This window comes from Vibrio marisflavi CECT 7928, assembly GCF_921294215.1.
Classification (GTDB): domain Bacteria; phylum Pseudomonadota; class Gammaproteobacteria; order Enterobacterales; family Vibrionaceae; genus Vibrio; species Vibrio marisflavi.
The window spans coordinates 1,195,277-1,219,011 of the sequence record NZ_CAKLDM010000002.1 but is presented as its reverse complement, the minus strand read 5'-3'; the positions used below and the strand labels follow the sequence as shown (position 1 = coordinate 1,219,011).

The window sequence follows — 23,735 nt, the reverse complement described above, 5'->3', positions numbered from 1 at the left end:
GAGAAAGAGTATGTCTAAATTTATTCAATGGAATTATCCCACCTCAATGACTATTGGCGCTGGGTGTTTGGGTACGCTAGGTGATGAGTGCAAAGCAGTAGGGATCTCTGATGCTTTGGTTGTGACAGACCCCGGCATGATGAATTTACCGATGGTAGATGCGGTAATTCGGCTTTGTAACCAAAATCATATACATTGCCAAATGTTCAGTCAGTTTGCATCGAATCCAACCAATGACGATGTCGCTCTTGGCGTAAAAGAGTTTAATTTAGGTAAGTTTGACGGAGTCATTGCATTAGGTGGTGGTTCAAGTATCGACATGGCAAAAGCGATAGCTTTTATGTCCGGTCAAAGCGAATCTATCTGGACTTTTGAAGATATTGGTGACAATTGGAAGCAAGCAAAGCTTTCGGGTATCTCTCCTGTTATCGCTATACCTACAACTGCTGGAACAGGCTCTGAAGTAGGGCGCGCAGCTGTAATAACTTGCCCTGAACAACGGCTAAAAAAGGTAATTTTTCATCCAGAAATGTTACCTAAAAAAGTCCTTTTGGATCCGGAATTAACCGCTGGACTTCCCCAGACTCTAACGGCTACCACCGGAATGGATGCCTTGTCCCATAGCCTAGAAGCGTATTGCAGCGCTTCGTATCACCCAATGGCGGATGGGATAGCGTTGCAAGCTATGAAGTTGGTTAAGGACTATTTGCCTAAAGCATTTAATGATGGAAATGATATAGATGCCAGAACACATATGCTTGTTGCTTCTAGCATGGGCGCGACAGCCTTCCAAAAGGGTTTGGGGGCAATGCATGCCATTGCTCATTCATTAGGCGCTCTTTATGACAAACATCATGGCTTGTTGAATGCGATACTCATGCCCTATGTTTTGAAAGCCAATCAAAGTGCTATTGAAGATAAGTTAACAGTAGCATCAAAACACTTAGATTTACCTGAGCAAAACTTTGAAAGCTTCTTAGCTTGGGTATATGAGCTGAGAGCTTTGCTCGAGATCCCCAATACTCTTGCTGAAATCGGTATAGATATTAAAGAGGCTACGCTAGTTGGAGAAATGGCAGAGCGAGATCCGAGTGCTTCTGGGAATCCGGTTGCGTTTAGCTCGCTTCAATATAGCGAAATCTTTACTAAAGCCGTGGAAGGTGAACTATGAGAATCGGAGTCTTTCTGTGTGGAGAGGTCGCACCAGAGTTGTTCGAACAACATGGTAAGTATTCTGCGATGTTCGAGTCTCTATTTTCCGACCATACTGACGATATACGTTTAAAGTTCTATAATGCTTTGAATGAAGAGTTCCCTAGTAACGAAAGTGATTGCGACGGTTATATCATCTCCGGTTCTAAATACAGTGTTTACGACTCCGATAAGTGGATAGAGTCGTTAAGTGCATTTGTCGCTCGGTTATACGAAAAAAAGATTAGAACGTTAGGTATTTGTTTTGGCCACCAACTGATAGCATCCACTTTAGGTGGAGAAGTGATCAAATCTGAAAAAGGGTGGGGTGTCGGGGTCTCTGCTCATAATATTGTTCGTCGCCCTCAGTGGCTTCATACGAATCATAAACATCCAAATAGTATTTCTCTGTTAGTCAGTCACCAAGATCAGGTCATATCTCTTCCAGAACATTCAGACTTAATAGCTTCAAGTGAATTTTGTCCCAATGCTATGTTCTGCGTTCGCAATTACTTCCTAGGTATACAAGGACACCCAGAGTTCAATAAATCTTTTTCTAGAGGGCTGATGCAACATCGGCGAGATAGCATTGGTGAAATAGCATACGAAAAAGGAGTTGAATCTCTTTCTAAATCAGTAGATAAGCCAGAAATAACTCAGTCCATCGTTAGCTTTTTTCTGGATGAGTGAGCTGGTGATGGATATTTCACGGCCAATTTCCCAGACAGGTGTATATAAATATTGAGAGTAAATTGCTGTGAACGTATAGCGTTCGTGAAATCTTAGGTTTATAACCTTCACACTATAAATATATGAGCGAGAATAAAGCGGTCTGAGCTTGTTTAGGAATCCAGTTACCTAATAATAGTTGTTGGCTCAAGGCTTGGGGAGGTAGTAGCCCCCAAGAGAAAAACCTCCTAGGGAAAGGAGGTTTTTTAAATTCTATTTCTAGTGAATTAATAGACTGTCGCAGTTTTTTTAGCATTTGCAGTTTTGTCTGCGAGTTGAACTTGTTTTACGTCGATAGTTCTTGAAGTCCAATCTTTGTCTACTTCACCTTTCAAGATAACCTTTGTCTCTGGAGTAGCATGAACACCATTCCACTTATCATGGTCGATATCAACCTGAATGGTGCCAGATGAATCTTTAAACATGTAGTTTTCATCACCTAGTGATTGAGTGATATAACCGGTAAGCTGAACATTAGCATCGTCGCTTGCGCTTTGTGCTGCTTTAGCTGTTGTAATAACAGTGTCCGCTGAAGGACCAGTGAAACCTCCTCCTTGATTATTGTTTTGTGCTGCCATTGCCGATGTTGAAGCGATCGCGATTGCAGATAGTAGTAATAGCTTTTTCATCATTTGTTCCTCTGTTATTAGTGCAGTTCTTGTCTACGTGAGAAACTATAAACAACTTCAAATTAACGCTACATGAATAGTTTGTTTATAAATAAATTAATTTTTATTCGTTTAATTAATAAACACTTAATCCGGCATCGTAATGTCGCACAATCTCTTATAATTACTGTTAGGGAATAATAGTTCCATCGATGATTTATTTAGCTTATAGATGCCTTGAGTACGTGACATATACAGCTGATATAAAAGTGTTCATTTACCGATAACTCATATAATATCTGCTGTGCGAAAGCTGACTAATAAGATTTGGTATGGGAGATAAAGATGAACGACTCTAAGCAAAGATTCTCTACCCGCGTTGAAGATTATGAAAAATATAGACCAAGCTATCCAAATTCCCTTCTAAAAAAAATTCTTGAACACACAGGCTCAGCAACAATTCCTGTGGTTGCTGATGTGGGTTCGGGGACAGGGATCTTTACTGAACTTCTGCTAGAGTATGGCGCAGAGGTGTTTGCCGTGGAACCCAACGAAGAAATGCGACATGCTGCTGAAGTAAAACTTATTGGAAACAGTAAGTTTGTCAGTAAAAATGGCTCCGCAGAATGCACTGGCTTGCTAGATGATTCTGTTGATTTAGTCACCGCAGCACAGGCATTCCATTGGTTTAATAACCAAGAAACAAAAGCTGAATTCGCACGAATCCTTAGGGAAAATGGTCGATTAGCACTAATTTGGAACGATAGGAAATACGGTGAAGGGTGCCAAGCCGCCTATGAAGATGTTCTTAAAAAGTACGCCACTGACTATAGCCAAGTGAATCACCAAAATTTGTCTGAGCAACAATTAGCTTCGTTTTTCTGTAATAACGAAATGGATACGTTTTCGTTTATCAATACTCAAGAATTTGATTTTGAGGGCATGCTAGGACGCCTCCGTTCATGTTCGTATTGTCCGAAAGAATCATCACAAGATTATCAAGCCGCGGTTGCAGAGTTAAAGACAGCTTTCGAAAAGTATTCGGTTAATGGTCGTGTCCAATTCGAATATGACTGCAAATTGTATATCGGCAAAATACAATGTTAGTTGATACGCTCAATATTCAACCTCCAATATAATACGAGTTTTAAGTAGAGTTAGTTAAATGAGCATAGAAAAATTACTACAAGAATATACAGAGGATTACTGTCAGTGCTTAGAACTCGCTTATGGCAAAGGGATGATGTCAGAAGGCGGCTCAGAAGCCATTGATGTAATTTTCGAAGGGTTTGATATATCACACCAACATTGTTTAGAAATTGGTTCAGGGCTGGGTGGAACAGCCTATTACTTGGCTAGGGAGCATAACGCTTATGTTACGGGCCTAGAGATCAATGAAAGAATGACGGAGCAAGCGAAGCGCAATACGCCCACAGCGCTTTCATCTCAGTTAGACTTCGTAACTAGTCGAGAGGCTTGTTTACCATTTAAGTCTGAATCGTTCGATATCGTATACAGCAAAGGTGTTTTGACTCATGTAGAGGACAAGCAGCCGATCTTTGATGAGGCTTTTCGTGTGTTAAAGCCGGGAGGTCTGCTGCTAATTAATGATTGGTTAAGTGCCGATGTTAAATGGGGCCCAATCATGCAGAAATTTTGTGATGTTGATGATTTAACGGTATTTCCTATGACTGTGGAAGGCTACACAGAGTTACTTGCAAGGTCTGGGTTTAACTTATTGAAATGTGTGTCTCAAGACGAAGACTATACCCGATACAATATCGATATTGTAGAAAGGTTGAAAACGGAGCCAACTCAATCAGAGTTTATCAGTAAGTTTGATCGCAAAGAGTACGAGAGTCACGTTGAAGCGTTTTCTTTGACAGCGAAAGCGATTCAAGATGGCGAGCTAAAAGTATATCGTTTTCAGTGTCGCAAGTAGGGTGTTTACTAAGCTCAGTGACAAATAGTCGGCTTTCCACTTCCGTGTAAGTCCATTTAGTTGTAGAAAATGCTCATCTTTAAAACGCAACTCGAAAAGCCAATTGCAATTATATGCATTTTCAATCATATTGAAAGTTAAGCTTTAAAGACAACAAAGGGAGCTAGTGCTCCCTTTAAATTGATAGATAATAGTCTAGCTCTTTGTTTTAATGTCTAATTGGTTCGACTCATTATCTTTTAGCACTTCCACAGCAATGGATTTTGAAGTAGGTGTCCAACTCATGTCACCATAGCTGTCCAATGGAACTAAAGGGTTCGTTTCTGGGTAATAAGCGGTTATATTTCCTCTAGGGATATCGTATTCAACAACAGTAAAGCCTGTGACCTTCCTTTCTTGATCATCATGCCATACTGTTCGCATCGCAACGGTATCCTCGTGCTTTAATCCGAGCGCTTCAATATCGTCTTTGTTCATCAAAAGAACTTTACGTATGCCGTATATGCCGCGGTACCGGTCATCCATCCCATAAACAGTAGTATTGTATTGATCGTGTGTCCTTGTTGTTTGCAATACATAAATACCTGAGCTCTCTTGTTGATCACTAACAATCTTGGGAATCACTGAATCTGGCAATGAATGTGAGTAGAATGTCGCTTTACCATTCTTAGTATTCCATTTCAGTTCAGCTGCAGAGTTTCCTAAATAAAAGCCACCTGGTTGCTGAAGTTTTCTATTGAAATCATTAAACCCTGGTATGACTTTTTCTATGTAGTCACGAATATTATCGTAGTCGTCGGTTAACTCATCCCAATTTACGGGTGTATTGCCAAGTGTCGCTTGCGCGATACCAGCAATAATCGCGACTTCGGATTTCATGTCTCCTGTATCGCTGTCTATCACACCGGCTGAAGAGTGCACCATACTAAAAGAATCTTCTACAGTGACTTTTTGAGGACCTGATTTCTGGATATCGATATCAGTTCTACCCAAGCAAGGAAGTATCAATGCTTTCTTGCCCGTTACGAGGTGACTGCGGTTTAGTTTAGTCGCGATATGCACCGTTAAATTACAGCTGCTCATCGCTTTTTCAGTGAGCTCTGTATCCGGTGTAGCTGCTGAAAAGTTGCCACCAAGACCAATAAATACCTTACTTTTTCCTTCATTCATGGCTTGGATTGCTTGTACAACGTTGTGTCCTTCGTGGGCTGGTGGCGTAAAACCAAATGCATTTTCTATATTCTTGAGCAACGTTGGGTTGGGCTTCTCGTGAATTCCCATTGTTCGATCACCTTGCACGTTACTATGACCACGTACTGGGCAGAGTCCTGCTCCGAGTTTGCCAATTTGTCCACGTAAAAGCTGAAAGTTCACGATTTCCTGTATCGTTTGAACTGAGTGTTTATGTTGGGTTACACCCATTGCCCAAGTGCAGATTACTTTTTGAGATTTCAAATGTAATTTTGCTGCTTGTTCTATCTGCGTTCTTGATAGCCCAGATTGCGCTTCAATCTTATCCCAACTGGTTTGTGCTACAACCTCTAAATATTGTTGGACACCATCACAATGCTCAGCGAGAAACTGTTCATCAAATATACCTTGTTCACCGTTAGCGACTTTTTCTTTATGTTGTTCAAGAGTATATTTGACCATCCCGCGAACGGCAGCCATGTCGCCACCAAGCTTAGGTGTGAGGTATAGGCTACTAATAGGAGTTGATCCTCGCTTGATCATTTCTAATTTATTTTGTGGATTAGAAAAACGCTCAAGTCCTCTTTCCTTTAGAGTGTTGAAGCTGACGATACTGGCACCACGTTTAGAAGCCTTATAGAGAGTATCCATCATACGAGGGTGGTTCGTTGCGGGATTTTGGCCAAAGATAAAGATCGCGTCAGCGTTTTCAAAGTCTTCCAGTGTGACAGTACCTTTGCCGATACCTATTGATTGATTCAGAGCTACGCCGCTCGCTTCGTGGCACATGTTTGAGCAATCTGGGAAATTGTTAGTGCCGAATTTTCTGACAAAAAGCTGATACATGAATGCTGCTTCGTTACTTGCTCGGCCAGAAGTATAGAATTCTGCTTGGTCAGGACTTTCGAGTGCATTGAGTTCTTCTGCGACTAGTTCAAACGCTTCTTTCCAACTGATAGGCTGATAATGGTCGGTATCAGCGTTGTAAACCATGGGTTGTGAAAGGCGGCCTTGATATTCCAGAAAATAGCCGTCTTGCTTTTTAAGCCAGCTGACCGGGTGCTTAGCAAAAAACTCAGCGGTGACACGTTTCTTCGTAGCTTCCCAGTTCACCGCTTTCGCACCATTTTCGCAGAATTTAAAGTGAGAATGCTGAAGCTCGTCGCCCCAGGCACAACCAGGGCAATCGAAACCGATATTTTGATTGGTTTTTAGCAAGTTACGGATGTTTTTTGCAACATTTTCACTCTTAATTAGATGACGAGCTGTACTTGCAAGGGCTCCCCAACCACCTGCAGCATGTTGATACTTTTCTATTTTTTTCTTAACCATGGCTTTTGCTTTTTTAGAAATATCTTAGTTCTGTTTAATGATACTGTTCAACTTTTAAAAACGTAACTATTTGAGTTTAAAAAGAATCAAGTATTCTATAGCCACATACCTTGAAGTGGCTTATCTGGGTGCATTGATACAACCATATAGGCATTCTACTCGCTAATAACATTATTTGCATTGGGGTTAATTGCCCAAATGATTACAGTGAGAGTATGTAATTGATAAATAGGATATGTTTCTTTCACTATCCACTCGGAAAGAAAAGATTTCATGCTTAATTAACAGATCAATGCAATTTTTCTTAACAGGTCTCGGTCAAATAAGATGTTGCTCAATCATATAGTAGCAGTCTAGCAAGCATTCACGTGTAGAGAAAACGAAGGAGATTCTGTGTCACTCGTAAACCAAGTACATGAATATTTAACAGCAACACCACATTCTTGGTATCTATTGGCGGTAGGGATCATTCTCCTTTCATACTTGTTAGAAGACCTAGCCATCATTACAGCAGCAACGCTCGCGGCTCAAGGGGTGATGAGTATGCCCATAGCGCTCATTTCGATATTCATTGGCATCGCAAGTGGTGATCTAGCTCTTTATTATCTTGGGAAACTCTGTCGTCATTTTCGTGGGCTGCGATATAAGACACTGACAAATAGATACTTTAGGGTGCTGAGAAGAAAGTTCAGACAGAATGCATTTTTGAATATCTTTATTATTCGTTTTGTTCCCGGCCTTAGAAGTATTGGCTTTACATTAAGTGGTTTTTTCTCCATTCCACTAGCAACATTTAGTTTAGCGGTCATTTTCGCAACATCACTTTGGACTTTGCTAGTATTCTCAACTATTTATTATTTAGGTATGACGGCTTGGGCTCAATCATCACAATACCACTGGATGATAATTCCTTTGGCATTGGTCGTACTATTCGTTGTTAACCGTGTCGTCAATAAGTCGTTCACAAGAGGCTATTCATGAAATCGAGAGAATCTGTTCAATGTATTGAACAAGGTAGAGTAAATGCAGGAATGCCTTTGATTGAGTTTGACTCAGAACGGACTGTTTCACCTTATGAGTTTTTGCCTAGTTGGTTTTTTTACACCCCAGTTGTTGTGCAAAGCCTAGTTCAGGGCCTGAGACACATTGATTGGAGGCTTCCTTTAATAGCAAACCCAAGTATTCATCTTAGTGGCATGGTCGGAGAGTCAAAACATGACATCCTAAGCCTAGCTGGTGAAAGTGCGAACCAGTGGATTTCTCCGTTTATTACACTTTCAAAAACGGATGAACCTGTTTCTAATCAATATGCCCACGCTGTTGCTGAACTAGATAAAGCAAACATCCAATTTCCTATTGTTGCCAAACCAGATATGGGTTGCAGAGGAGCAGGAGTAAAGTTACTGACAGAACAGAAAGCGTTACAAGATTACATAGAAACATTCCCAAATGGTGCGCGCTACTTATTGCAAGAAAAAGCACCATATCAAGCTGAAGCGGGCGTATTTTATGTGCGATACCCTGGCGAAGACAAAGGTAAGATTATTTCGATAACCTTGAAGTATGCGCCAGTTGTAGTTGGGGATGGAGTGAAAACGCTTGGGCAACTAATTGATTCCTGCCCTAGAGCGGGAAAGCTGCAACATTTGTACAAACCCAGACACGCCGAGAAGCTAGACCAGGTAATTGAACAAAACGAAGAGTTTCAATTGGCGTTTTCAGGGAGCCATTGTAGGGGCTCTATATTTCGAAATGGAAACCAGTTTATTACCGATAAGCTAACTCGTAAGTTAGACGCAATCTTTGATGATATTGACGGTTTCCATTATGGGCGTTTAGATATCAAATTTGCAGATATTAATCAGTTTATGAACGGAGAATCATTCACCATCTTAGAGATAAATGGTGCAAGTAGTGAAGCAGCCCATATATGGGATAGTCGTACCCCTCTTAAAGATATATTTTCCACTTTGCTTACTCAGTACCGAATACTCTTTGATATCGGAGCGAAACAAAAAAAGAGGGGACACAGAGTTCCTTCGATCACTAGTTTATTGAAGGCTTGGAAAGAAGAAAAATCTCTTACGGCTCAATACCCAAGCACCGACTAATTTGGCTTAAATATTTTGCAAGGATACCTATGTTTGTTACATCAAATAAAGTACTAGAAGATATAAGAGAGCAACATTCGCCTTCAATTGCAGTTAAAGGGTGTATTGAAACGTTAGAGCAGGGCTTTTTGTTCTTAGAAAAGTTACCAGAAAAAGACTACGTGGCTATTGTTGAACCATATTTTTCGAGTTCAATTGGGCAGCACTTCCGACATGTATTAGATATCTTTCATTCTCTAACCAAATCTCGTCAAATTATCGATTACAACCAGCGTCGACGAGGTCATGATGTAGAGCAAAGTAAAAGTGCAGCGATGGGAGAAGTACAAGCCATCATTCAATGGTTGAAAGAAGTAAATGAAGAAGAGTTATTAGAGCCTGTAACCATTCTTACTGAAGTATCAGTTTCGCAGACAGAATCTAGTGCGATGTCTTCAACATTGATTCGCGAAATTACCTTTGCTGCGCTTCATGCCACTCACCATTACGCGATGGCAAAGGTGCTCTCGAAAATGCTGGGCAATGCAACGTGCGAAGAGTTTGGTGTCGCGCCAGCAACTGCAACTTTTATTCGGGAACAATGATTATGTGTTCAGTATCTTGGCTTACAACGGAAGATGGCTATCAAGTTCTTTTTAATCGAGACGAGCAGCGTTCACGCGCAGTTGCACTACCTCCCCAGCAACTTGACGTTGAAGGCACATCAGTCCTGATGCCAATTGATCCTGTTGGTATGGGTAGCTGGATCAGTATGAATGAGCATGGGCTGTCACTGTGTATTTTGAATAACTACCAAGGTCTCGTACCAAACGGGACGTTGATAAGTCGAGGTCAGCTTCTAAAGGACTTATCTGTATTTAATTCAGTATCTGATGTTTCTACGGCATTTAAAAAAGTAGACCTGAACTCTTATACTCCGTTTACATTACTAGCGTTCGATCCGAAGCTCACAAGGAATAACATGGATGTCATTGCATTTGCTTGGGATGGCCAAACTAGCAGTATTTTCCCAACGGATTCGCCTTTGTTTTCTTCCAAAGTAGACCCAGTCAATGTTCAGGTTTATCGGCAGCGAATCTATCAGGAATTAACCGCGAAGGAAAAGAGTATATCCACTCTTATTCAATTTCATACACACCATCACCCGGAGTTCCCTCATATGTCGACATGTATGAGTCGGGAAGATGCTAAAACCGTCAGTTTTACTTATTTAACAGTGACGTCTGCTAGAAAAAGCATGGCCTATGTACCAGGTTCACCTTGTCAAAACCTGACACAAGAGTCGTTAACAAATAATAGCTACCAGATTTCACCTTCGGAGATATTTGTATCGTAAATTGGAGGATACAAGATATGAAGAAATTACTTGCTATTGTTTTGTTGACGATGAGTTTCTCCTCATGGGCACAAGATGAAATATATACGAGCTTTTTTAGTGACAAAGCTTTAAGTGGTTATGACACCGTCGCTTATTTTGTTGAAGGGAAGCCTGTTAAAGGGGATTCAGACTATGTCACTGAATACAAAGAAGCGACTTGGTACTTTTCTTCAAAAGAGAATTTAGAAAAGTTTCTTCGGGATCCTGAAAAATATGCGCCACAGTATGGTGGTTATTGTGCTTGGGCTGTATCGGCTAAAAATGACTTTGCTTCTGGGGACCCTCTGCAATGGTCGATTGTTGATGGCAAGTTGTATATCAATTACAACAAAGAAATAAAGGAAAAATGGGAGCAAGATACTGCTCTACATATTCGTCAGGCTGATGAGAACTGGCCGAAGTTAATTAACTAGGGATATGTTATGAAATTTACCGCGAGTAAACACCTTCCTTCTGCATTTATTGCATTTGTTTTCGTTCAGTCACTTTTTTTTAAATTTACTGGCTCTTTTGAGACCAACTATATATTTGGCACACTTGGGGAGTGGTCAGGCTTTGATTGGTTTGGTAGTGTAGGTGGCTACGCTATAGGCATTATGGAGCTAATTGCCGCAATATTGCTTTTCACTCGCTTTCATGGTTATGGAGCAATATTAAGTGTTGGCATTATGACTGGAGCAATCTATTTCCATTTATTTACACCATTAGGTGTAGTGATGCCAGAATTTAACGCTCAAGGCCAAATTATTGGTAACGATGACGGGCTGTTGTTTGGGATGGCGTGTGTTGTTTGGCTTTGTGGAGTCTATTTAACTGTGAGAGATATTAAGCAAGGCGGAGTCTTGAGTCGGTTTGTAACTACAACGGAGTAAGTATGCTTGGAAGTCCTTTTCGTTTGCCACGACGTACCCCATTTGGCATTGGAGAGTCTTTTGTTGAGTGGTTAACAGGTTTATCAAAACTCGATGGTCATTATCAAGGGAAGCCAAAAGATCCAACGAGCTTTGAGTTCATGAATTACACGCTTTCTACACTAGGTATTGATTACAGTTTAGAAAGAGGAAACATCGAGGATATTCCCAAAGAAGGTCCACTAGTGATTGTGGCCAACCACCCTTTAGGTGCTATTGAAGGTGTTATTCTTGCTGACTTTATTGGCAAAGTTCGAAAAGACGTAAAAGTTCTAGCGAATGAATTGCTCAAGCGCTTACCAGAGATAGAAGACCTGTTTATAGGTATTGATGTATTCAATGGCAAAAATGCTAGAAAAACAAACTCTAAGGGCGTACGAGAAGCCCATCAACATCTTGCCGATGGCGGTGTATTAGTTGTTTTCCCTGCTGGTGAAGTTTCCACCTATAGCAAATCGTCTAGCATGCTGTCAGATATCGAATGGAGTAACTCAGTTGCTAAGTTCGTAAAAAGAAGCAAAGCTGTGACGCTTCCGATATTTGTTAATGGTGAAAACAGTCGTCTATTTTATCAAGCTGGACGTATTCACCCACTGCTTAGAACCGCGTTATTGGGAAGGGAGTTATTGAATAAGGCGGACAAAACCATTCGTATATCGTTGGGGAGTCCAATTCCTTATACGGAAATAAAGGACTTTGAGACCGATAAAGATCTTGTCAATTATTTTCGCTTAAACACATATCTGATGTCTTCCTCCTCCAATGACCTATCACCCACGACAGTCAACTATCAAACGCCAATTATTGAGCCTATCGAGCCAGAATTACTCGAGGCAGAGCTTTCGACGTTACCAGAGTCGGCGTTGTTGTTAGAACACAAAGAGTTCGCTGTTTATTGTGTTGGGACACAAACGATTCCTTCCATGATGCAGGAAATTGGGCGAGTAAGAGAAGAAAGCTTCAGAGAAGTCGGAGAAGGTTCAGGCCTTGCTTGTGATGTTGATGAATACGATCTCCACTATCAGCAACTTTTTGTCTGGCATAAAGAAAACAAAGAGCTCGTCGGATCGTATCGATTGGGCGTAGTTGACCAGTTGATAGAGAATAATGGCTTACAAGGTTTATACTCACGTAGCCTGTTTCAATATGAGCAAGAGTTCATCGATACACTTGGCAACTGCATAGAAGTAGGGCGTTCGGTCGTGGCTAAGAAGTATCAACGGAATATTAATTCGCTGTTACTGCTTTGGAAAGGGATTGCTACTTATATGTACCGCAACCCTAAATATACACACTTGTTTGGTCCGGTAAGTATTAGCAACGAATACAGCGATGTTGCAAGACATTTAATGGCGGCGACGCTTTCTATCCACCACTATGACGACTACAAAGCATCTTTAGTTACACCTTCGACACCGCTTAGAACAACGGGCAATACGTTTTGGCAATCCAATTTACTTTCCTCTTTAGCCAACGTTTCACTGCTTTCCAAAGTACTGTCTCGCATGGAAGAAGGGAAAGGTCTTCCAGTGTTGCTCAGGCAGTATTTGGGAATGAATGGTAAGTTAGTCTGCTTTAACGTTGACCCAGCCTTTAACGATACTTTAGATGGTCTTATCGTTGTTGACCTAAAGATTGTACCGTTAAAAACCCTTTCTAAATATATGGGTAGAGAAGAAGCTAAATGGTATTTAGAAGATACAACGGACTATCAACAGATCTGATTGTAAGCGCGATTACATATGGGAATCATAGACAAAATAGTCAACAAGTTAGGTTGCTACAAAATCGATGAATTTGGCGTGAAAAACTATAACTATCGAGTTATTGGTTTTCTCGCCTTACTTTTGTATTTGTTACTCACGATATTCTTAGGTCTCATTGCTTTTTTCGCTGAAGTTAAAGCCCCTCACTCCAATATTACCAGTGTGGGTGATGCTATTTGGTTGATGTTCATGTCTTCTTCAACTATTGGTTTTGGTGACCATTACCCTGTCACTATTGTTGGACGCTTAGCAGTGTTCACTATGTTTTTATTTGGTGTGGGTATCTTAGGTGTGGTCGGTAGTTTGTATGCCAAGCGGATGCTTGGCTTCTCAGATACTGGCGTAAAAAATCGTGAGCTTCGTAAGCAAAATAGAGAGATATTGAAAAGGCTAAAACTGCTAGAAGAGAAAATCGAACAATCAACACGTTCTAGTACTAGTAAGCATGAGTGATTCACTCTCTTCTATAAACAGTTATTTTTTATGATCTAAGTATTCAATCTGGCTAATAAATGATACAAATCGAGTGAGGAGCGCTACATTTAACATTGTGTAGCTTATAGACCTCTTGTGATTCTGACTATGAAAGCCATCTTGCCTATTTTGCTATTGTTATTTTCCGGAATCGTGCTCGCGAAAGTACAAGTTTATCTTGTAGCTGTAGACGAACTGAATGTCAGGTTGGCGCCAAGTTTGAAAGCCAAGATCTCCCATGTTATGAAACAAGGCGAAATTGTGGGCGTATTCGAAGTTAAAAATGGTTGGGCTCGTATTTCGGAATATTATCCAGCAAGTTTTGAGAGAGAAAATGGTGCTAGTGCCCTAGAAGGCGAGGTTGCACGATGGGTGTTTCATGAGTTTATCTCGCCACAAAACCTTCGCAGCATCTCACCGTCTCCTATGTCTCAATTAGAAAAAGCAATCGAGTATTCAGATGATTTTTCTACTCATAGGGTCGCTTTCATACAAATGGCAAACGAGCTAATAAACACAGGTCGATGCACGCTTAAAGACTTTATTCGCAATGGTGGTTGGTATCTCTCCGTTACCCATAAACCTAAGAAAGTTTATTTTACCTACTGTGGTAAAACACACATTTCCAACCGAATTTATCTAGATCCCCACACTTTAGAGTTTCTTAACTAGTTACTAAAATAGATTCACTTAGCGAAACGCTGCAAAGAGAGAGTAAGCCTTTGACTAAATTTTGTGCCTAGTTGAAAGATTGCGTAGCTGAGTTCTTTCTATCACCTTCTGGATAATGAACACTTCTCATACGATCTTCGTTATGAGTTAAATTCTATGACAATAAAAGTTAGCTTATTGGCACTTTCTATTAGCATGTCTTTTTCAGCCAGCTCTCAGAGTATGACTGACGTTGCTCGTGCTCCAGAGATTGTCACTACAGCACGCAGCTATAGCGGCAACATAAAGATGCAGAAGTATTGGTACAGTGAAAAGCTGGACGGCATACGAGCTATTTGGACGGGTACAGAGCTGAAAACCAGAAAAGGCAATATCATTCATGCGCCTAGCTGGTTTACAAAAAGCTTACCAAATATAGCTCTTGATGGGGAACTATGGGCGGGCAGACAGAATTACTACATTGTACAAAATACAGTTCTCGACCAAACACCAAATGATGAAATGTGGCGCTCGATTCGATATATGGTGTTTGATTTACCAAATCACAAAGGCAATTACCAACAGCGATATGCAAGGTTAAAGTCTCTCGTTAAAGAGATAGAAGAAGAGCACGTTGCCTATGTCCCTCAGTACTCAGTGCAAACTGAACAGCAACTGTATGCCCAGCTAACTAATGTTATAGAGAGAGGCGGGGAAGGTTTAATGCTGCGTGAGGTGACTGCTTTGTATCATCAAGGCCGTAGTGACAGTTTATTGAAGTTAAAGCAGGCGAGTGATGATGAAGCGACAGTGATAGGGTATAAGGCTGGATCGGGAAAATATCAGGGTATGATGGGGGCGTTATTAGTTAGAATGCAGTCTGGCATAGAGTTTTATATTGGCAGTGGTTTTAGCGACAAATTAAGGGAAAGCCCGCCACCTATTGGCTCAAGAGTGATGTTTAAGTTTAATGGTTACACACATAAAGGAATACCCAAATTTGCTCGATACGTTAGGGAGAGACCATAAACTCTATTTCATTACGTTGCTAACGTTCACTCTGCACCTTTTAAAAAGAGCCTGCCAGTAACGTACATGTTCCTTAACCGTGGTCTTGAAATTTTCATAAGCAGGACTAAGCGGAAATGTGTATTTTTCTTTGCTATGAGGGCTATCAAGGTATTGAGTTGATAGTATCACTAGCTCTGGCTGTAGCGTTTGATAGATTCTGTCTAGAGAAACCAAATAAGGTTGAATACGTTTAGTAAAGCTAATTTGAAACACATTGATAAGGTGCCTAAAACGTGTTTGATTCCTGTTTTTGCCACAGATGACTTTATGATCATACCGTTTAAGCTGCGCTGTTGCGGTTTCTAAAAGTTGTGCTGAATTCAGTAAAGAAAAAAGTAAAGGCCCTAAAACTAACTGCTTCTCAATCGGCTCTTGGTGGTTGCTTAACGATGCAAGATTGGTCGAGTTAATTGTCAAATATGATTGATAGCCTTTAATAGTCTCCATTGCATGTTTGATTGAGTTTGTCGCGGTTAGAGAACTGCTATCTAACCATTGGGTCGCGCTGAGTTGCTTTTGCATAGATTGACTAGCGTATATTAGATTGTATAGCCTAAATGGCAGCTGTTGCTGTTTGTCTAGCTGAATCCTTATTAGTTTGGCTTTCAAGTCTTCGCTGATAGCATTTGATTGAATACAATGGGTTAAACCACTTAGCAGCTTAATTTGAAATTCCATAAGTCGAAAATCGTCTTGTACCTTGCCTAAAATTGAGTTTCTCTCGGCTATTAAATGGAACAGTCCACACTTACGTAGTTCGTAACCTTCTAGCAAGCCGAGTTGAATTGTTGGTAATGCAAATTGAAGTTCTCGTTTAGCGGGTACTTGGTGATAGATTGTCGAAGGAATGGTAAGTTTTTCTGATTCCTGCACGGCAGAGATTCGTGCAATATAGTCTTTAAAGTGAGCTTCAGGGTTATTTGATCTTTGATCGCAGCCAAACACCAAAAATGTAGAAATAAGAAGTCCTATACGCTGTATAAAGTAGGTCTCTATTCTCAAAGTAGCCATTGCTGCTATCTAGTAGTTGGGTGTCATCCTTTATAGTATAAGGTAGCCTAGATGAACTGATTGCATGGAAATACCAAGTACTAGGACCCAACGGCCCTAGTACGGAATGGTTATTATCTGGTTGAAAACTCTAATTGTGTTGCGTCAGACTGCTTGTGCATCCAATGTAACCTAAATCCGAGCATACTAGCTGCAAAACACAATCCGACGATGAAGCCTATCCAAAAGCCATACACGCCCATTGGCTCCGTAATCCAGTTCGTTAAAGCTAATATATACCCAGTAGGTAAACCGAAAATCCAATATGAGATAAAGGTGCACTTGAATATAGCGCCCATATCTTTGTATCCACGTAGTGCCCCAGCCGCGATAACTTGGACAGTGTCTGCAAACTGATAGACGGAAGCAAAGACAAGTAGTTGCACCGCTAACTCAATTACCGCTCTATTTCCCGTGTATAGATTTGCGATGTTTTCACGTAATAAGACCGTTAGCGTAGCCGTCACAATAGTGACAGTAAGGCCCAGTAAAACACCTACTCTAGAGGCTATAGCAGCACCGCTAACGTCCTCTTCACCTAATGTGTGGCCGACACGGATACTGACCGCAGAGCCAATACTCATAGGAAGCATAAAAATCAGCGAAGAAAAGTTGATAGCGACTTGGTGTGCGGCCACAACAAGCGGTCCAAGAGGAGCTACGAGCAAAGACACAACTGCAAACAGAGTAACTTCAAAGAATACGGCCAGCGCAACAGGCAAGCCTAGCTTGAAAAGGCGCAATATGGGTTTTAACTCAGGAGTATAAAACTGGTCAAAAAGGCCTACTTTTGCGACTTTTTTCGAGGTAATGACATAGATGAGAAGTGCAAAAAACATCAGCCAATAGACAATTGCTGTCGCGACTCCACATCCAACGCCGCCGAGAGCTGGTGCACCAAATTTGCCATATACAAAGATCCAGTTTAAAGGAATATTACATGCTAATCCTATGAAACCTATTACCATGGCAGGTTTTGTTAGAGATAGCCCATCCGTTAGGCTTCGCAAAGTTTGGAATAGCAAAAAAGCAGGTACCGCAAAGATTACTGCATGCATGTAGCCATTGGTTTTGTCCGCCATCAATGGTTGGACATCCATGATATTGAGAATTTCATGTGTTTGAAACAGTACTAAAACGATAGGTAAAGAAATAAACAGCGCAAGTGCTGTGCCTTGCTGAATTTCGTAGGCAATCTTTTTCTGACGTCCTGCACCATTGAGTTGTGCGACTATAGGAATCAAAGCCATTAACAGGCCAACGCCAAACAAGATAGACGGCAACCATATACTAGCAGCTATTGAGACGGCGGCCATGTCAGTGGCACTAACACCACCGGCCATGATGGTATCAACAAATCCCATTCCAGTCTGGGCGACAGAAGCGATTAACACCGGTGTTGCAAGCTTTATAAGCGTATGGGCTTCCTTTTTATATCGTTGCACAAACAACTCTCTCCATTATCATGATTGGCTTTGGTTATATCATCTAAATAAATAGTTTTTTGCATGATAAATAAATGTCACACTTAGTGTCACGTAAAATTTTTGGGCAAGTATATGTTTACTGGGATAGTGCAAGGAATGGCGTTTGTTGAAGCCATAGATAAAAAACAAGACTTTCAAACTCACGTCGTAAAACTGCCGGGAGAACTAAGTGAAAACCTCACTGTCGGCGCCTCGGTAGCACACAATGGTTGTTGCTTGACGGTAACTCACATAGAAGGTGAAAAAGTCTCTTTTGATTTGATGCAGGAAACACTAAGTGCAACAAACTTGAGTGAACTTAACGTCGGTGATTCCGTGAATATAGAGCGAGCCGCTAAGTTTGGTGATGAAATCGGCGGGCACAGCATGTCTGGCCATATCAGTATAATGTCGGAGGTTATTGATATCATAGATACACCAAACAATAAGACTATTTGGTTCTCAGTGCCTAGCGACAAAATTAAATACGTATTGGAGAAAGGCTATATAGGCTTAGATGGTTGCTCATTGACCATCGGAGAAGTAAAAGGAAATACATTTAACGTCCACTTAATTCCAGAGACATTGACGCGAACCTTGTTTGGTTCGCGTCAAGTAGGAGATAAGGTAAATGTAGAGTTTGACCCACAGACTCAAGCTATCGTAGACACAGTTGAACGAGTGATGCAAAGAAACGCTAATCAGTAAAATGTTTTATTGGTTCAGTATCGATTCAATTAGGTTCTCTGCCTGAGCTAAGTAGTTACCCCCAAATTGATTACAGTGGTTTAGAATGTGGTATAGATTATAGATATCTTTGCGCTGACTGTAGCCATTATCAAGGGGGTAAATACTTTTATAGCCTTGATAAAACTCTGGCTGAAACCCTTCGAATAATTCTGTCATGGCGATATCACATTCTCTATCTCCCCAGTAACAAGCAGGATCGTAGCAGATTGGACCAAAAGCTGAGTTGCCAGTATTTCCATTCCATAAGTCTCCGTGTAATAGAGCAGGGCGAGGGTTATGAGGGGCTAGAGACTCACTGACGAATTGGGTGAATTCGGAGATGTCCACTAGGGCGATTCCTTTTTCAGCAAGTAATTGAAGCTGCCAACCTATTCTTTGCTCAGCAAAAAAACGATGCCACTTTCGATGCCACTTGTTGGGTTGGATAGTTGTCCCTATATAGTTGTCCTGATCAAATCCATACTCTTTTTGTTCTCCCCAAGAGTGAAGCTTGGCCAACTGCTGACCAAACAAAAAGCTGTTATGTTTGTCTTCTAAAGGTTTAACAGATAAGTAGTTAAGAACTAGGAATGAGTGGCTTTTTGTGGTGCCGGACATGACAAGCTCAGGTACATAAATTGTATCTGTATTTCTAAGAGTCTTTATGTTTTCGGCTTCAGTTTCAAAGTTTGGTAGAAACTCACGTGAGTTGACTTTCACAAAGTACCTATCGCGCCCATCACCAATCATATAGCCTTCGCTTATTTCTCCTCCTGTCAGCTTCGTTTTTTCTGAAATACTGAATGAGAACATTAACTTCTCAGATAGTTGTTGAGAAATCGCTTGCCACATAATTACTCCAAGGTCGAATAGGATTCGTTCATATTTTAGATCATGTTTTGTGTTCGTTCTGAAGTCTTTTTCAAATAAATGAATATACCTTCATAACTATTAGTGATTTAGGCTCAATTTGGAACAATCTCGATAGCTTTTATGCACCCAGTGCATAAAATTGTCCTGCTCTTGTATTGTGACATTGCTAATTTTGTTAGTTTTGTCTTAGTATTAGTGAAGGAATTTCGAATCCTGCACTACTGTTTAATGGAGGAAAACTGTGGTTGTCGAAACCGATGGTTATGTAGCATTAATCGAACATTTAGCATTCAATCTTGACGTCTTTGCTTCTGAGGATGGAGATACAGGAGAAGAGAGTGTTGAAGATGTTGTGACTGATATGGTTGCTAGTAATATTATGGCGATCTTTGAACAGAACCCAGAGTTGCATTCTAGTGTTCGTTTTCAGCTTTTAAAAGAAGCTGATGTTGTAGTGGAGGAGCTAGGGGAAGTATTGGCTGGAGTATGGACCAAGCCAGCAACAAATGATCAAATAAACTTCTTGGACGAATATATTGCTTTGGTAAAAAACCTTTTCGATACTGCTGTCGCCAAATATGATTAACTTTTATTCGAGGTGTTTTTTCTAAATGGCTGGCTAAGCAGCCTATCTAACCAAACCTCGCGTTGGTTGTTAAATTCTTTGATACCAACCTTGTAGCTTTGAATAGGCAGCTCTATGTAGCTGCCAAAAAATCTATCCCAGATAGACAAAAAGAAACCGAAGTTGTGATTGCTATGTTTTACATCCGTGCTGTGATGGATTCTATGCATATTAGGAGTCACAATTAGGTATCGTAACCAACGGTCAGTATTCGGGCTTAGCCTTACGTTACAGTGGGTGAAAATTGCACTAGAGCTAAGAATAACCTCAAAAACGATTACTGCACCGGGGCTAATACCAAGCACAATCACTGTGGATGCCTTAATCCCTAACGAAAGTACTATCTCGATTGGATGAAACCTAACGCCAGTTGATATATCCACATCTTGGTCTGCATGATGGACTCGATGCATCGGCCAACAAAACGAAAGCCTATGAAACAGACGGTGTTGCCAATAAATGACACAATCAAGCGCTAGGATGGATAGTAAAAGAACCACCCCATCTGAGATTCTGTATTGATTAAGTAGGCCTAAATTCAATTGCATAGCCAAGTTAGCAGCATTGTAGACAACAAGCGGCATAAAAATTTTAACGATCACGAGATTTAAAGAGGCCAATGAAAAGTTGTTTAACCAACGTAACTTTATGTTACGACGTAACGAGTTTCGGGTTAACACAGCTTCCCAAATGCCACAAATTGTCAATGTAGCAAAAAATAACGTGATACGGACTAATTCTACATCGCTCATAGCAACAACCACTATCAATCTACTTTTACTGTAAGTACAATTCGAGAATTTTCCAATGTTTGCAAAGTGGCGCATACGCGCAAAACAGATTATATGAGAACACACGCCTTCCACGAGGCTCATCAACAACGACTGAGCCAATCAACCAAGCCTTTTAATGCGCGAGGAGCAAAAGTGGAGCGTTGCCAGCATTGTCAAATCGCGAAAAAGTTTTGTATATGTGAATATCAGCCTAAGCCAAGTGAAAAAGTCTCTGCATTAATACTGGTTAATGTCAATGAACTGCTGAAGCCTAGTAATACTGGCCGCTTGATAGCTGACGTAATAGATGACTGTCATGTATATCAATGGAGTAGAACAGAACCTGATACGCAGCTACTTAAGATTCTGCAGGATGACAGTTATCAACCGATCGTTGTTTTTCCGGAAGAGTATGTTGAAAATAGGGAAAGGCTACTAGATAGTTCAAGGCTGATAACTTTCGCTGACAAAAAGCCACTGCTTATCTTTCTCGATGGAAGTTGGAGAGAAGCAAGGCGAATGTTTAGAAAGTCACCTTACTTAAATACGTTTCCAGTTTTGTCGATTAAACCAGAGGCACTTTCTCAATACCTAATGCGTAAAACAGATAACGACAATCACTTGGCAACAGGAGAGGTTGCGTCTTTGGTACTTGAGCAGTTAGGTTATAGCAAAGAGGCAAATACGTTGAAGGTTTGGTTTGAAGTATTTCGTGAAAGTTACATGTTGACTAAGACTCGTATTAAACCTGATGTGACTCGCCCGCATTTAAAAAAGTTTATTGAGCGAAAGCAAAGATAATTTGCATATTTAGCGTATCTTTGTATTAATTGTGCGTTACCGAATTGAGTTTTCCTGAGCAAAAATAATGGCTTGGGTATTTTATTAAGTAGGATGAGTTTTATGACTATTATGGGAGAGTTTTGTATGTTTTACGGCTTTGACGTCGGTGGTACTAAGATCGAATTTGGTGCATTCAACGAAAAACTAGAACGAGTAGCAGTTGAACGTGTACCAACACCTACTGAAGACTACGAGCTATTGATCGACACATTAGCCGGTTTAGTTGAAAAATATGATGCTGAGTTTGGCGTTGAGGGGAAAATTGGTTTAGGTATACCAGGAATGGTGAATGCAGATGACGATACAGTGCTAACTGTTAACGTACCGTCTGCGCGTGGTAAAAAACTACGACAAGATTTAGAAGCGAAAGTAAAACGTGACGTTAAGATTGAAAACGATGCGAACTGTTTTGCTCTCTCTGAAGCTTGGGATGAAGGCCTACAAGACGAAGCATCTGTTATGGGACTGATTCTAGGCACTGGCTTCGGTGGAGGAATTATCCACGAAGGCAAGGTATTCTCAGGCAGTAACCATGTTGCCGGTGAGTTTGGTCATACGCGCTTGCCAATCGATGCTTGGTTCCACCTAGGAGACAATGCGCCGTTATTAAGTTGTGGATGTGGTCAAAAGGGTTGTCTAGATAGCTACCTATCTGGTCGTGGCTTCGAGCTTTTATACGAACACTATTATGGTGAAAAGAAGAAAGCTATCGATATTATCCATAGTTATAACGATGGTGAAGAGAAAGCTGCAGAGCATGTAGAAAGGTTTATGGAGTTGTTGGCTATTTGCTTTGCAAATATATTTACAGCTAACGACCCTGATGTTGTTGCTCTAGGTGGCGGTTTGTCTAACTTCGAACTGATTTACGAAGAAATGCCTAAGCGTGTACCAAAATATCTTATGTCTGTATCTAAGTGCCCGAAAATCATTAAGGCACTGCATGGAGACTCTGGTGGTGTAAGAGGCGCAGCTTTCCTTAATATTAAGTAAGGCAAACTAATCTACAGTGAAAGGCCTAATACGTTTGTACTAGGCCTTTTTCAATCTCTCGCAGCCCAGTAATTAAATCACTAAAGTGGCTATGCTTATATCGTGTTGGCTTTACTTTTCGCCCACACCTTTGTTTTCTTTCTGAGCTAATGTGATTTTTCCAAATCCTAGCTTTCTAAAATGTGCATCTCTGTAGTTTCTAACCGCTTTGGTATCGGATACAGCTTCTACCTGTTGCTCCATCGCGAGATATCCTGAAAGATCAATTCCTTCAGCTTCGGCTACTGCTTCATGAATATTACGATGCTTTTCAAATGAAAAAGTTAGTGTTTTTGCTCATTTTTAAAGGTATAAATAATTGTTCTTGCCATTTTTCTATCCTGACCGAGTTGCTATAGCTCAGCCTTTTCAAATTGTTTGAGATCTTCAGGTGTATTTAGATTTACAAAGCTTTTAGGTGTATCGCTAAAGTCGACAGGCTTAGCATTCATTTCTTTATAGAAAAAGCCAACTTTACGTTCTCCACGCTTTAAGTAATCTTCCAATGCATCAAGTACCTTAATGTTCCAGAGGCTGAATATTGGTTGAACATGCTCTCCATCATGCGCAACGTAAATTAAATTGCTCTCACTTACGTCATTACAAAAACGCTCAACTAAGTCGCCTACAATAAATGGGCAATCACAAGGAACAAAGCCGACCCATTCAGTTTTACTATTCGCTAAACCAGCATGAATTCCAGCTAATGGGCCTTGAAAACCAGTGATTTCGTCTTTGATAACGGGCGCAAACTTTTGGTAAGTATCAAGATTACGATTAGCGTTGATAGAGTAGCGATCAGTTTGCACGGCTAAAATCTCTATTGCATGCTCAACGAGAGTCTTTTTGTTAAGCTCAATTAGCCCTTTATCATTGCCATTCATCCTTGAAGCTTGCCCGCCAGCAAGGATTACCCAGCTGGTAGTCTCTATTGGAATCATAATGAAGTTATCTCAGGCACTATGCTAAAGGGCACTAGTATACTCAAA

The 23,735-nt window shown here is 40.7% G+C and carries 25 protein-coding genes and 1 pseudogene; 18 read left to right on the top strand and 8 right to left on the bottom strand.

What is annotated here, in order from left to right; genetic code table 11:
- The first annotated feature begins 10 nt into the window (after window positions 1–10).
- Together L7A31_RS12345 and L7A31_RS12340 are read left to right on the top strand one after the other, a co-directional pair.
- A complete protein-coding gene (locus L7A31_RS12345) occupies window positions 11–1,171 on the top strand; it encodes an iron-containing alcohol dehydrogenase (protein WP_237361982.1) in 1,161 nt (386 codons plus the stop codon).
- Window positions 1,168–1,881 carry a glutamine amidotransferase-related protein gene (locus L7A31_RS12340; RefSeq protein WP_237361981.1) on the top strand — a complete coding sequence of 238 codons (714 nt, stop codon included), beginning with the start codon at window positions 1,168–1,170 and terminating at the stop codon, window positions 1,879–1,881. The genes L7A31_RS12345 and L7A31_RS12340 overlap by 4 nt, the downstream gene beginning before the upstream one ends.
- Before the next feature lie 266 nt (window positions 1,882–2,147).
- Here L7A31_RS12340 and L7A31_RS12335 read toward each other — a convergent pair whose 3' ends face one another.
- On the bottom strand, window positions 2,148–2,549 hold the full coding sequence (locus L7A31_RS12335; protein ID WP_237361980.1) for a YgiW/YdeI family stress tolerance OB fold protein: 402 nt from the start codon (window positions 2,547–2,549) through the stop codon (window positions 2,148–2,150).
- 324 nt (window positions 2,550–2,873) lie between these two features.
- Between L7A31_RS12335 and L7A31_RS12330 the strand changes: the two genes are divergently transcribed.
- Both L7A31_RS12330 and L7A31_RS12325 read left to right on the top strand, forming a co-directional pair.
- Window positions 2,874–3,635, top strand: a complete 762-nt coding sequence (locus L7A31_RS12330) for a class I SAM-dependent methyltransferase (RefSeq protein WP_237361979.1) — start codon at window positions 2,874–2,876, stop codon at window positions 3,633–3,635.
- 58 nt (window positions 3,636–3,693) lie between these two features.
- Window positions 3,694–4,470: a class I SAM-dependent methyltransferase gene (locus L7A31_RS12325; protein ID WP_237361977.1), complete on the top strand. Its 777-nt coding sequence runs from the start codon at window positions 3,694–3,696 to the stop codon at window positions 4,468–4,470.
- A 195-nt stretch (window positions 4,471–4,665) separates the two neighbouring features.
- Here the strand turns inward: L7A31_RS12325 and L7A31_RS12320 are convergent, their stop codons facing one another.
- Window positions 4,666–6,993, bottom strand: a complete 2,328-nt coding sequence (locus L7A31_RS12320; protein WP_237361974.1) for an FdhF/YdeP family oxidoreductase — start codon at window positions 6,991–6,993, stop codon at window positions 4,666–4,668.
- A gap of 393 nt (window positions 6,994–7,386) precedes the next feature.
- Here L7A31_RS12320 and L7A31_RS12315 point away from each other — a divergent pair, with 393 nt between their 5' ends.
- From L7A31_RS12315 to L7A31_RS12270, 10 genes are all read left to right on the top strand, one after another.
- On the top strand, window positions 7,387–7,974 hold the full coding sequence (locus tag L7A31_RS12315; RefSeq protein WP_237361973.1) for a DedA family protein: 588 nt from the start codon (window positions 7,387–7,389) through the stop codon (window positions 7,972–7,974).
- Window positions 7,971–9,104 (top strand): ATP-grasp domain-containing protein, encoded by a 1,134-nt coding sequence (locus tag L7A31_RS12310; protein ID WP_237361972.1) that lies wholly within the window; start codon window positions 7,971–7,973, stop codon window positions 9,102–9,104. The genes L7A31_RS12315 and L7A31_RS12310 overlap by 4 nt, the downstream gene beginning before the upstream one ends.
- Window positions 9,105–9,133: 29 nt before the next feature.
- Entirely contained in the window at window positions 9,134–9,688 is a 555-nt protein-coding gene (locus L7A31_RS12305; protein WP_237361971.1) for a DinB family protein, read from the top strand.
- A gap of 2 nt (window positions 9,689–9,690) precedes the next feature.
- A complete protein-coding gene (locus L7A31_RS12300; RefSeq protein WP_237361970.1) occupies window positions 9,691–10,440 on the top strand; it encodes an NRDE family protein in 750 nt (249 codons plus the stop codon).
- A gap of 17 nt (window positions 10,441–10,457) precedes the next feature.
- Window positions 10,458–10,895, top strand: coding sequence for a YHS domain-containing (seleno)protein (locus tag L7A31_RS12295; RefSeq protein ID WP_237361969.1), 438 nt, complete (start codon window positions 10,458–10,460; stop codon window positions 10,893–10,895).
- 9 nt (window positions 10,896–10,904) lie between these two features.
- A complete protein-coding gene (locus tag L7A31_RS12290; protein ID WP_237361968.1) occupies window positions 10,905–11,354 on the top strand; it encodes a hypothetical protein in 450 nt (149 codons plus the stop codon).
- A 2-nt stretch (window positions 11,355–11,356) separates the two neighbouring features.
- On the top strand, window positions 11,357–13,117 hold the full coding sequence (locus tag L7A31_RS12285) for a bifunctional lysophospholipid acyltransferase family protein/GNAT family N-acetyltransferase (RefSeq protein ID WP_237361967.1): 1,761 nt from the start codon (window positions 11,357–11,359) through the stop codon (window positions 13,115–13,117).
- An 18-nt stretch (window positions 13,118–13,135) separates the two neighbouring features.
- Window positions 13,136–13,612 carry a potassium channel family protein gene (locus L7A31_RS12280; protein ID WP_237361965.1) on the top strand — a complete coding sequence of 159 codons (477 nt, stop codon included), beginning with the start codon at window positions 13,136–13,138 and terminating at the stop codon, window positions 13,610–13,612.
- A 129-nt stretch (window positions 13,613–13,741) separates the two neighbouring features.
- Window positions 13,742–14,305, top strand: a complete 564-nt coding sequence (locus tag L7A31_RS12275) for an SH3 domain-containing protein (protein WP_237361964.1) — start codon at window positions 13,742–13,744, stop codon at window positions 14,303–14,305.
- Window positions 14,306–14,461: 156 nt separating this feature from the next.
- Window positions 14,462–15,313, top strand: a complete 852-nt coding sequence (locus tag L7A31_RS12270; protein WP_237361963.1) for a DNA ligase — start codon at window positions 14,462–14,464, stop codon at window positions 15,311–15,313.
- Window positions 15,314–15,316: 3 nt separating this feature from the next.
- Here the strand turns inward: L7A31_RS12270 and L7A31_RS12265 are convergent, their stop codons facing one another.
- On the bottom strand, window positions 15,317–16,366 hold the full coding sequence (locus tag L7A31_RS12265) for a DUF3080 family protein (protein ID WP_237361961.1): 1,050 nt from the start codon (window positions 16,364–16,366) through the stop codon (window positions 15,317–15,319).
- A 113-nt stretch (window positions 16,367–16,479) separates the two neighbouring features.
- Window positions 16,480–17,850, bottom strand: a complete 1,371-nt coding sequence (locus tag L7A31_RS12260) for an MATE family efflux transporter (protein ID WP_237361959.1) — start codon at window positions 17,848–17,850, stop codon at window positions 16,480–16,482.
- 114 nt (window positions 17,851–17,964) lie between these two features.
- Between L7A31_RS12260 and L7A31_RS12255 the strand changes: the two genes are divergently transcribed.
- Window positions 17,965–18,579, top strand: coding sequence for a riboflavin synthase subunit alpha (locus tag L7A31_RS12255; protein WP_237361958.1), 615 nt, complete (start codon window positions 17,965–17,967; stop codon window positions 18,577–18,579).
- A 6-nt stretch (window positions 18,580–18,585) separates the two neighbouring features.
- Here the strand turns inward: L7A31_RS12255 and L7A31_RS12250 are convergent, their stop codons facing one another.
- Window positions 18,586–19,452 carry a fructosamine kinase family protein gene (locus L7A31_RS12250; protein ID WP_237361957.1) on the bottom strand — a complete coding sequence of 289 codons (867 nt, stop codon included), beginning with the start codon at window positions 19,450–19,452 and terminating at the stop codon, window positions 18,586–18,588.
- 262 nt (window positions 19,453–19,714) lie between these two features.
- Between L7A31_RS12250 and L7A31_RS12245 the strand changes: the two genes are divergently transcribed.
- A complete protein-coding gene (locus L7A31_RS12245; RefSeq protein ID WP_237361956.1) occupies window positions 19,715–20,059 on the top strand; it encodes a DUF3802 family protein in 345 nt (114 codons plus the stop codon).
- On the opposite strand, the gene L7A31_RS12240 is transcribed toward L7A31_RS12245, so the two are convergent.
- A complete protein-coding gene (locus tag L7A31_RS12240) occupies window positions 20,056–20,850 on the bottom strand; it encodes a sterol desaturase family protein (RefSeq protein ID WP_237361955.1) in 795 nt (264 codons plus the stop codon). The genes L7A31_RS12245 and L7A31_RS12240 overlap by 4 nt on opposite strands.
- A gap of 93 nt (window positions 20,851–20,943) precedes the next feature.
- Between L7A31_RS12240 and L7A31_RS12235 the strand changes: the two genes are divergently transcribed.
- Both L7A31_RS12235 and nagK read left to right on the top strand, forming a co-directional pair.
- Window positions 20,944–21,672, top strand: coding sequence for a tRNA-uridine aminocarboxypropyltransferase (locus L7A31_RS12235; protein ID WP_237361953.1), 729 nt, complete (start codon window positions 20,944–20,946; stop codon window positions 21,670–21,672).
- Between the two features lie 126 nt (window positions 21,673–21,798).
- Complete coding sequence (gene nagK, locus L7A31_RS12230; RefSeq protein WP_237363560.1) at window positions 21,799–22,707, top strand: N-acetylglucosamine kinase; 909 nt, start codon at window positions 21,799–21,801, stop codon at window positions 22,705–22,707.
- A gap of 111 nt (window positions 22,708–22,818) precedes the next feature.
- On the opposite strand, the pseudogene L7A31_RS12225 reads toward nagK, so the two are convergent.
- Both L7A31_RS12225 and mobA read right to left on the bottom strand, forming a co-directional pair.
- Window positions 22,819–23,078 (bottom strand): annotated as a pseudogene (locus tag L7A31_RS12225) (DUF2960 family protein).
- Window positions 23,079–23,099: 21 nt separating this feature from the next.
- Window positions 23,100–23,687, bottom strand: coding sequence for a molybdenum cofactor guanylyltransferase MobA (gene mobA, locus L7A31_RS12220; protein WP_237361951.1), 588 nt, complete (start codon window positions 23,685–23,687; stop codon window positions 23,100–23,102).
- Window positions 23,688–23,735: the final 48 nt, after the last annotated feature.

Excerpts from the sequence above, each read along its gene's own strand:
- L7A31_RS12295 (WP_237361969.1), top strand. The coding sequence starts at position 10,458 with ATGAAGAAATTACTTGCTATTGTTTTGTTGACGATGAGTTTCTCCTCA.
- L7A31_RS12325 (WP_237361977.1), top strand. The coding sequence starts at position 3,694 with ATGAGCATAGAAAAATTACTACAAGAATATACAGAGGATTACTGTCAG.
- L7A31_RS12290 (WP_237361968.1), top strand. The coding sequence starts at position 10,905 with ATGAAATTTACCGCGAGTAAACACCTTCCTTCTGCATTTATTGCATTT.
- L7A31_RS12285 (WP_237361967.1), top strand. The coding sequence starts at position 11,357 with ATGCTTGGAAGTCCTTTTCGTTTGCCACGACGTACCCCATTTGGCATT.
- mobA (WP_237361951.1), bottom strand. The coding sequence starts at position 23,687 with ATGATTCCAATAGAGACTACCAGCTGGGTAATCCTTGCTGGCGGGCAA.
- L7A31_RS12240 (WP_237361955.1), bottom strand. The coding sequence starts at position 20,850 with ATGAGCGATGTAGAATTAGTCCGTATCACGTTATTTTTTGCTACATTG.
- L7A31_RS12275 (WP_237361964.1), top strand. The coding sequence starts at position 13,742 with ATGAAAGCCATCTTGCCTATTTTGCTATTGTTATTTTCCGGAATCGTG.
- L7A31_RS12335 (WP_237361980.1), bottom strand. The coding sequence starts at position 2,549 with ATGAAAAAGCTATTACTACTATCTGCAATCGCGATCGCTTCAACATCG.
- L7A31_RS12250 (WP_237361957.1), bottom strand. The coding sequence starts at position 19,452 with ATGTGGCAAGCGATTTCTCAACAACTATCTGAGAAGTTAATGTTCTCA.
- nagK (WP_237363560.1), top strand. The coding sequence starts at position 21,799 with ATGTTTTACGGCTTTGACGTCGGTGGTACTAAGATCGAATTTGGTGCA.
- L7A31_RS12345 (WP_237361982.1), top strand. The coding sequence starts at position 11 with ATGTCTAAATTTATTCAATGGAATTATCCCACCTCAATGACTATTGGC.
- L7A31_RS12305 (WP_237361971.1), top strand. The coding sequence starts at position 9,134 with ATGTTTGTTACATCAAATAAAGTACTAGAAGATATAAGAGAGCAACAT.
- L7A31_RS12255 (WP_237361958.1), top strand. The coding sequence starts at position 17,965 with ATGTTTACTGGGATAGTGCAAGGAATGGCGTTTGTTGAAGCCATAGAT.
- L7A31_RS12235 (WP_237361953.1), top strand. The coding sequence starts at position 20,944 with ATGAGAACACACGCCTTCCACGAGGCTCATCAACAACGACTGAGCCAA.
- L7A31_RS12270 (WP_237361963.1), top strand. The coding sequence starts at position 14,462 with ATGACAATAAAAGTTAGCTTATTGGCACTTTCTATTAGCATGTCTTTT.
- L7A31_RS12280 (WP_237361965.1), top strand. The coding sequence starts at position 13,136 with ATGGGAATCATAGACAAAATAGTCAACAAGTTAGGTTGCTACAAAATC.
- L7A31_RS12330 (WP_237361979.1), top strand. The coding sequence starts at position 2,874 with ATGAACGACTCTAAGCAAAGATTCTCTACCCGCGTTGAAGATTATGAA.
- L7A31_RS12300 (WP_237361970.1), top strand. The coding sequence starts at position 9,691 with ATGTGTTCAGTATCTTGGCTTACAACGGAAGATGGCTATCAAGTTCTT.
- L7A31_RS12310 (WP_237361972.1), top strand. The coding sequence starts at position 7,971 with ATGAAATCGAGAGAATCTGTTCAATGTATTGAACAAGGTAGAGTAAAT.
- L7A31_RS12320 (WP_237361974.1), bottom strand. The coding sequence starts at position 6,993 with ATGGTTAAGAAAAAAATAGAAAAGTATCAACATGCTGCAGGTGGTTGG.
- L7A31_RS12340 (WP_237361981.1), top strand. The coding sequence starts at position 1,168 with ATGAGAATCGGAGTCTTTCTGTGTGGAGAGGTCGCACCAGAGTTGTTC.
- L7A31_RS12265 (WP_237361961.1), bottom strand. The coding sequence starts at position 16,366 with ATGGCTACTTTGAGAATAGAGACCTACTTTATACAGCGTATAGGACTT.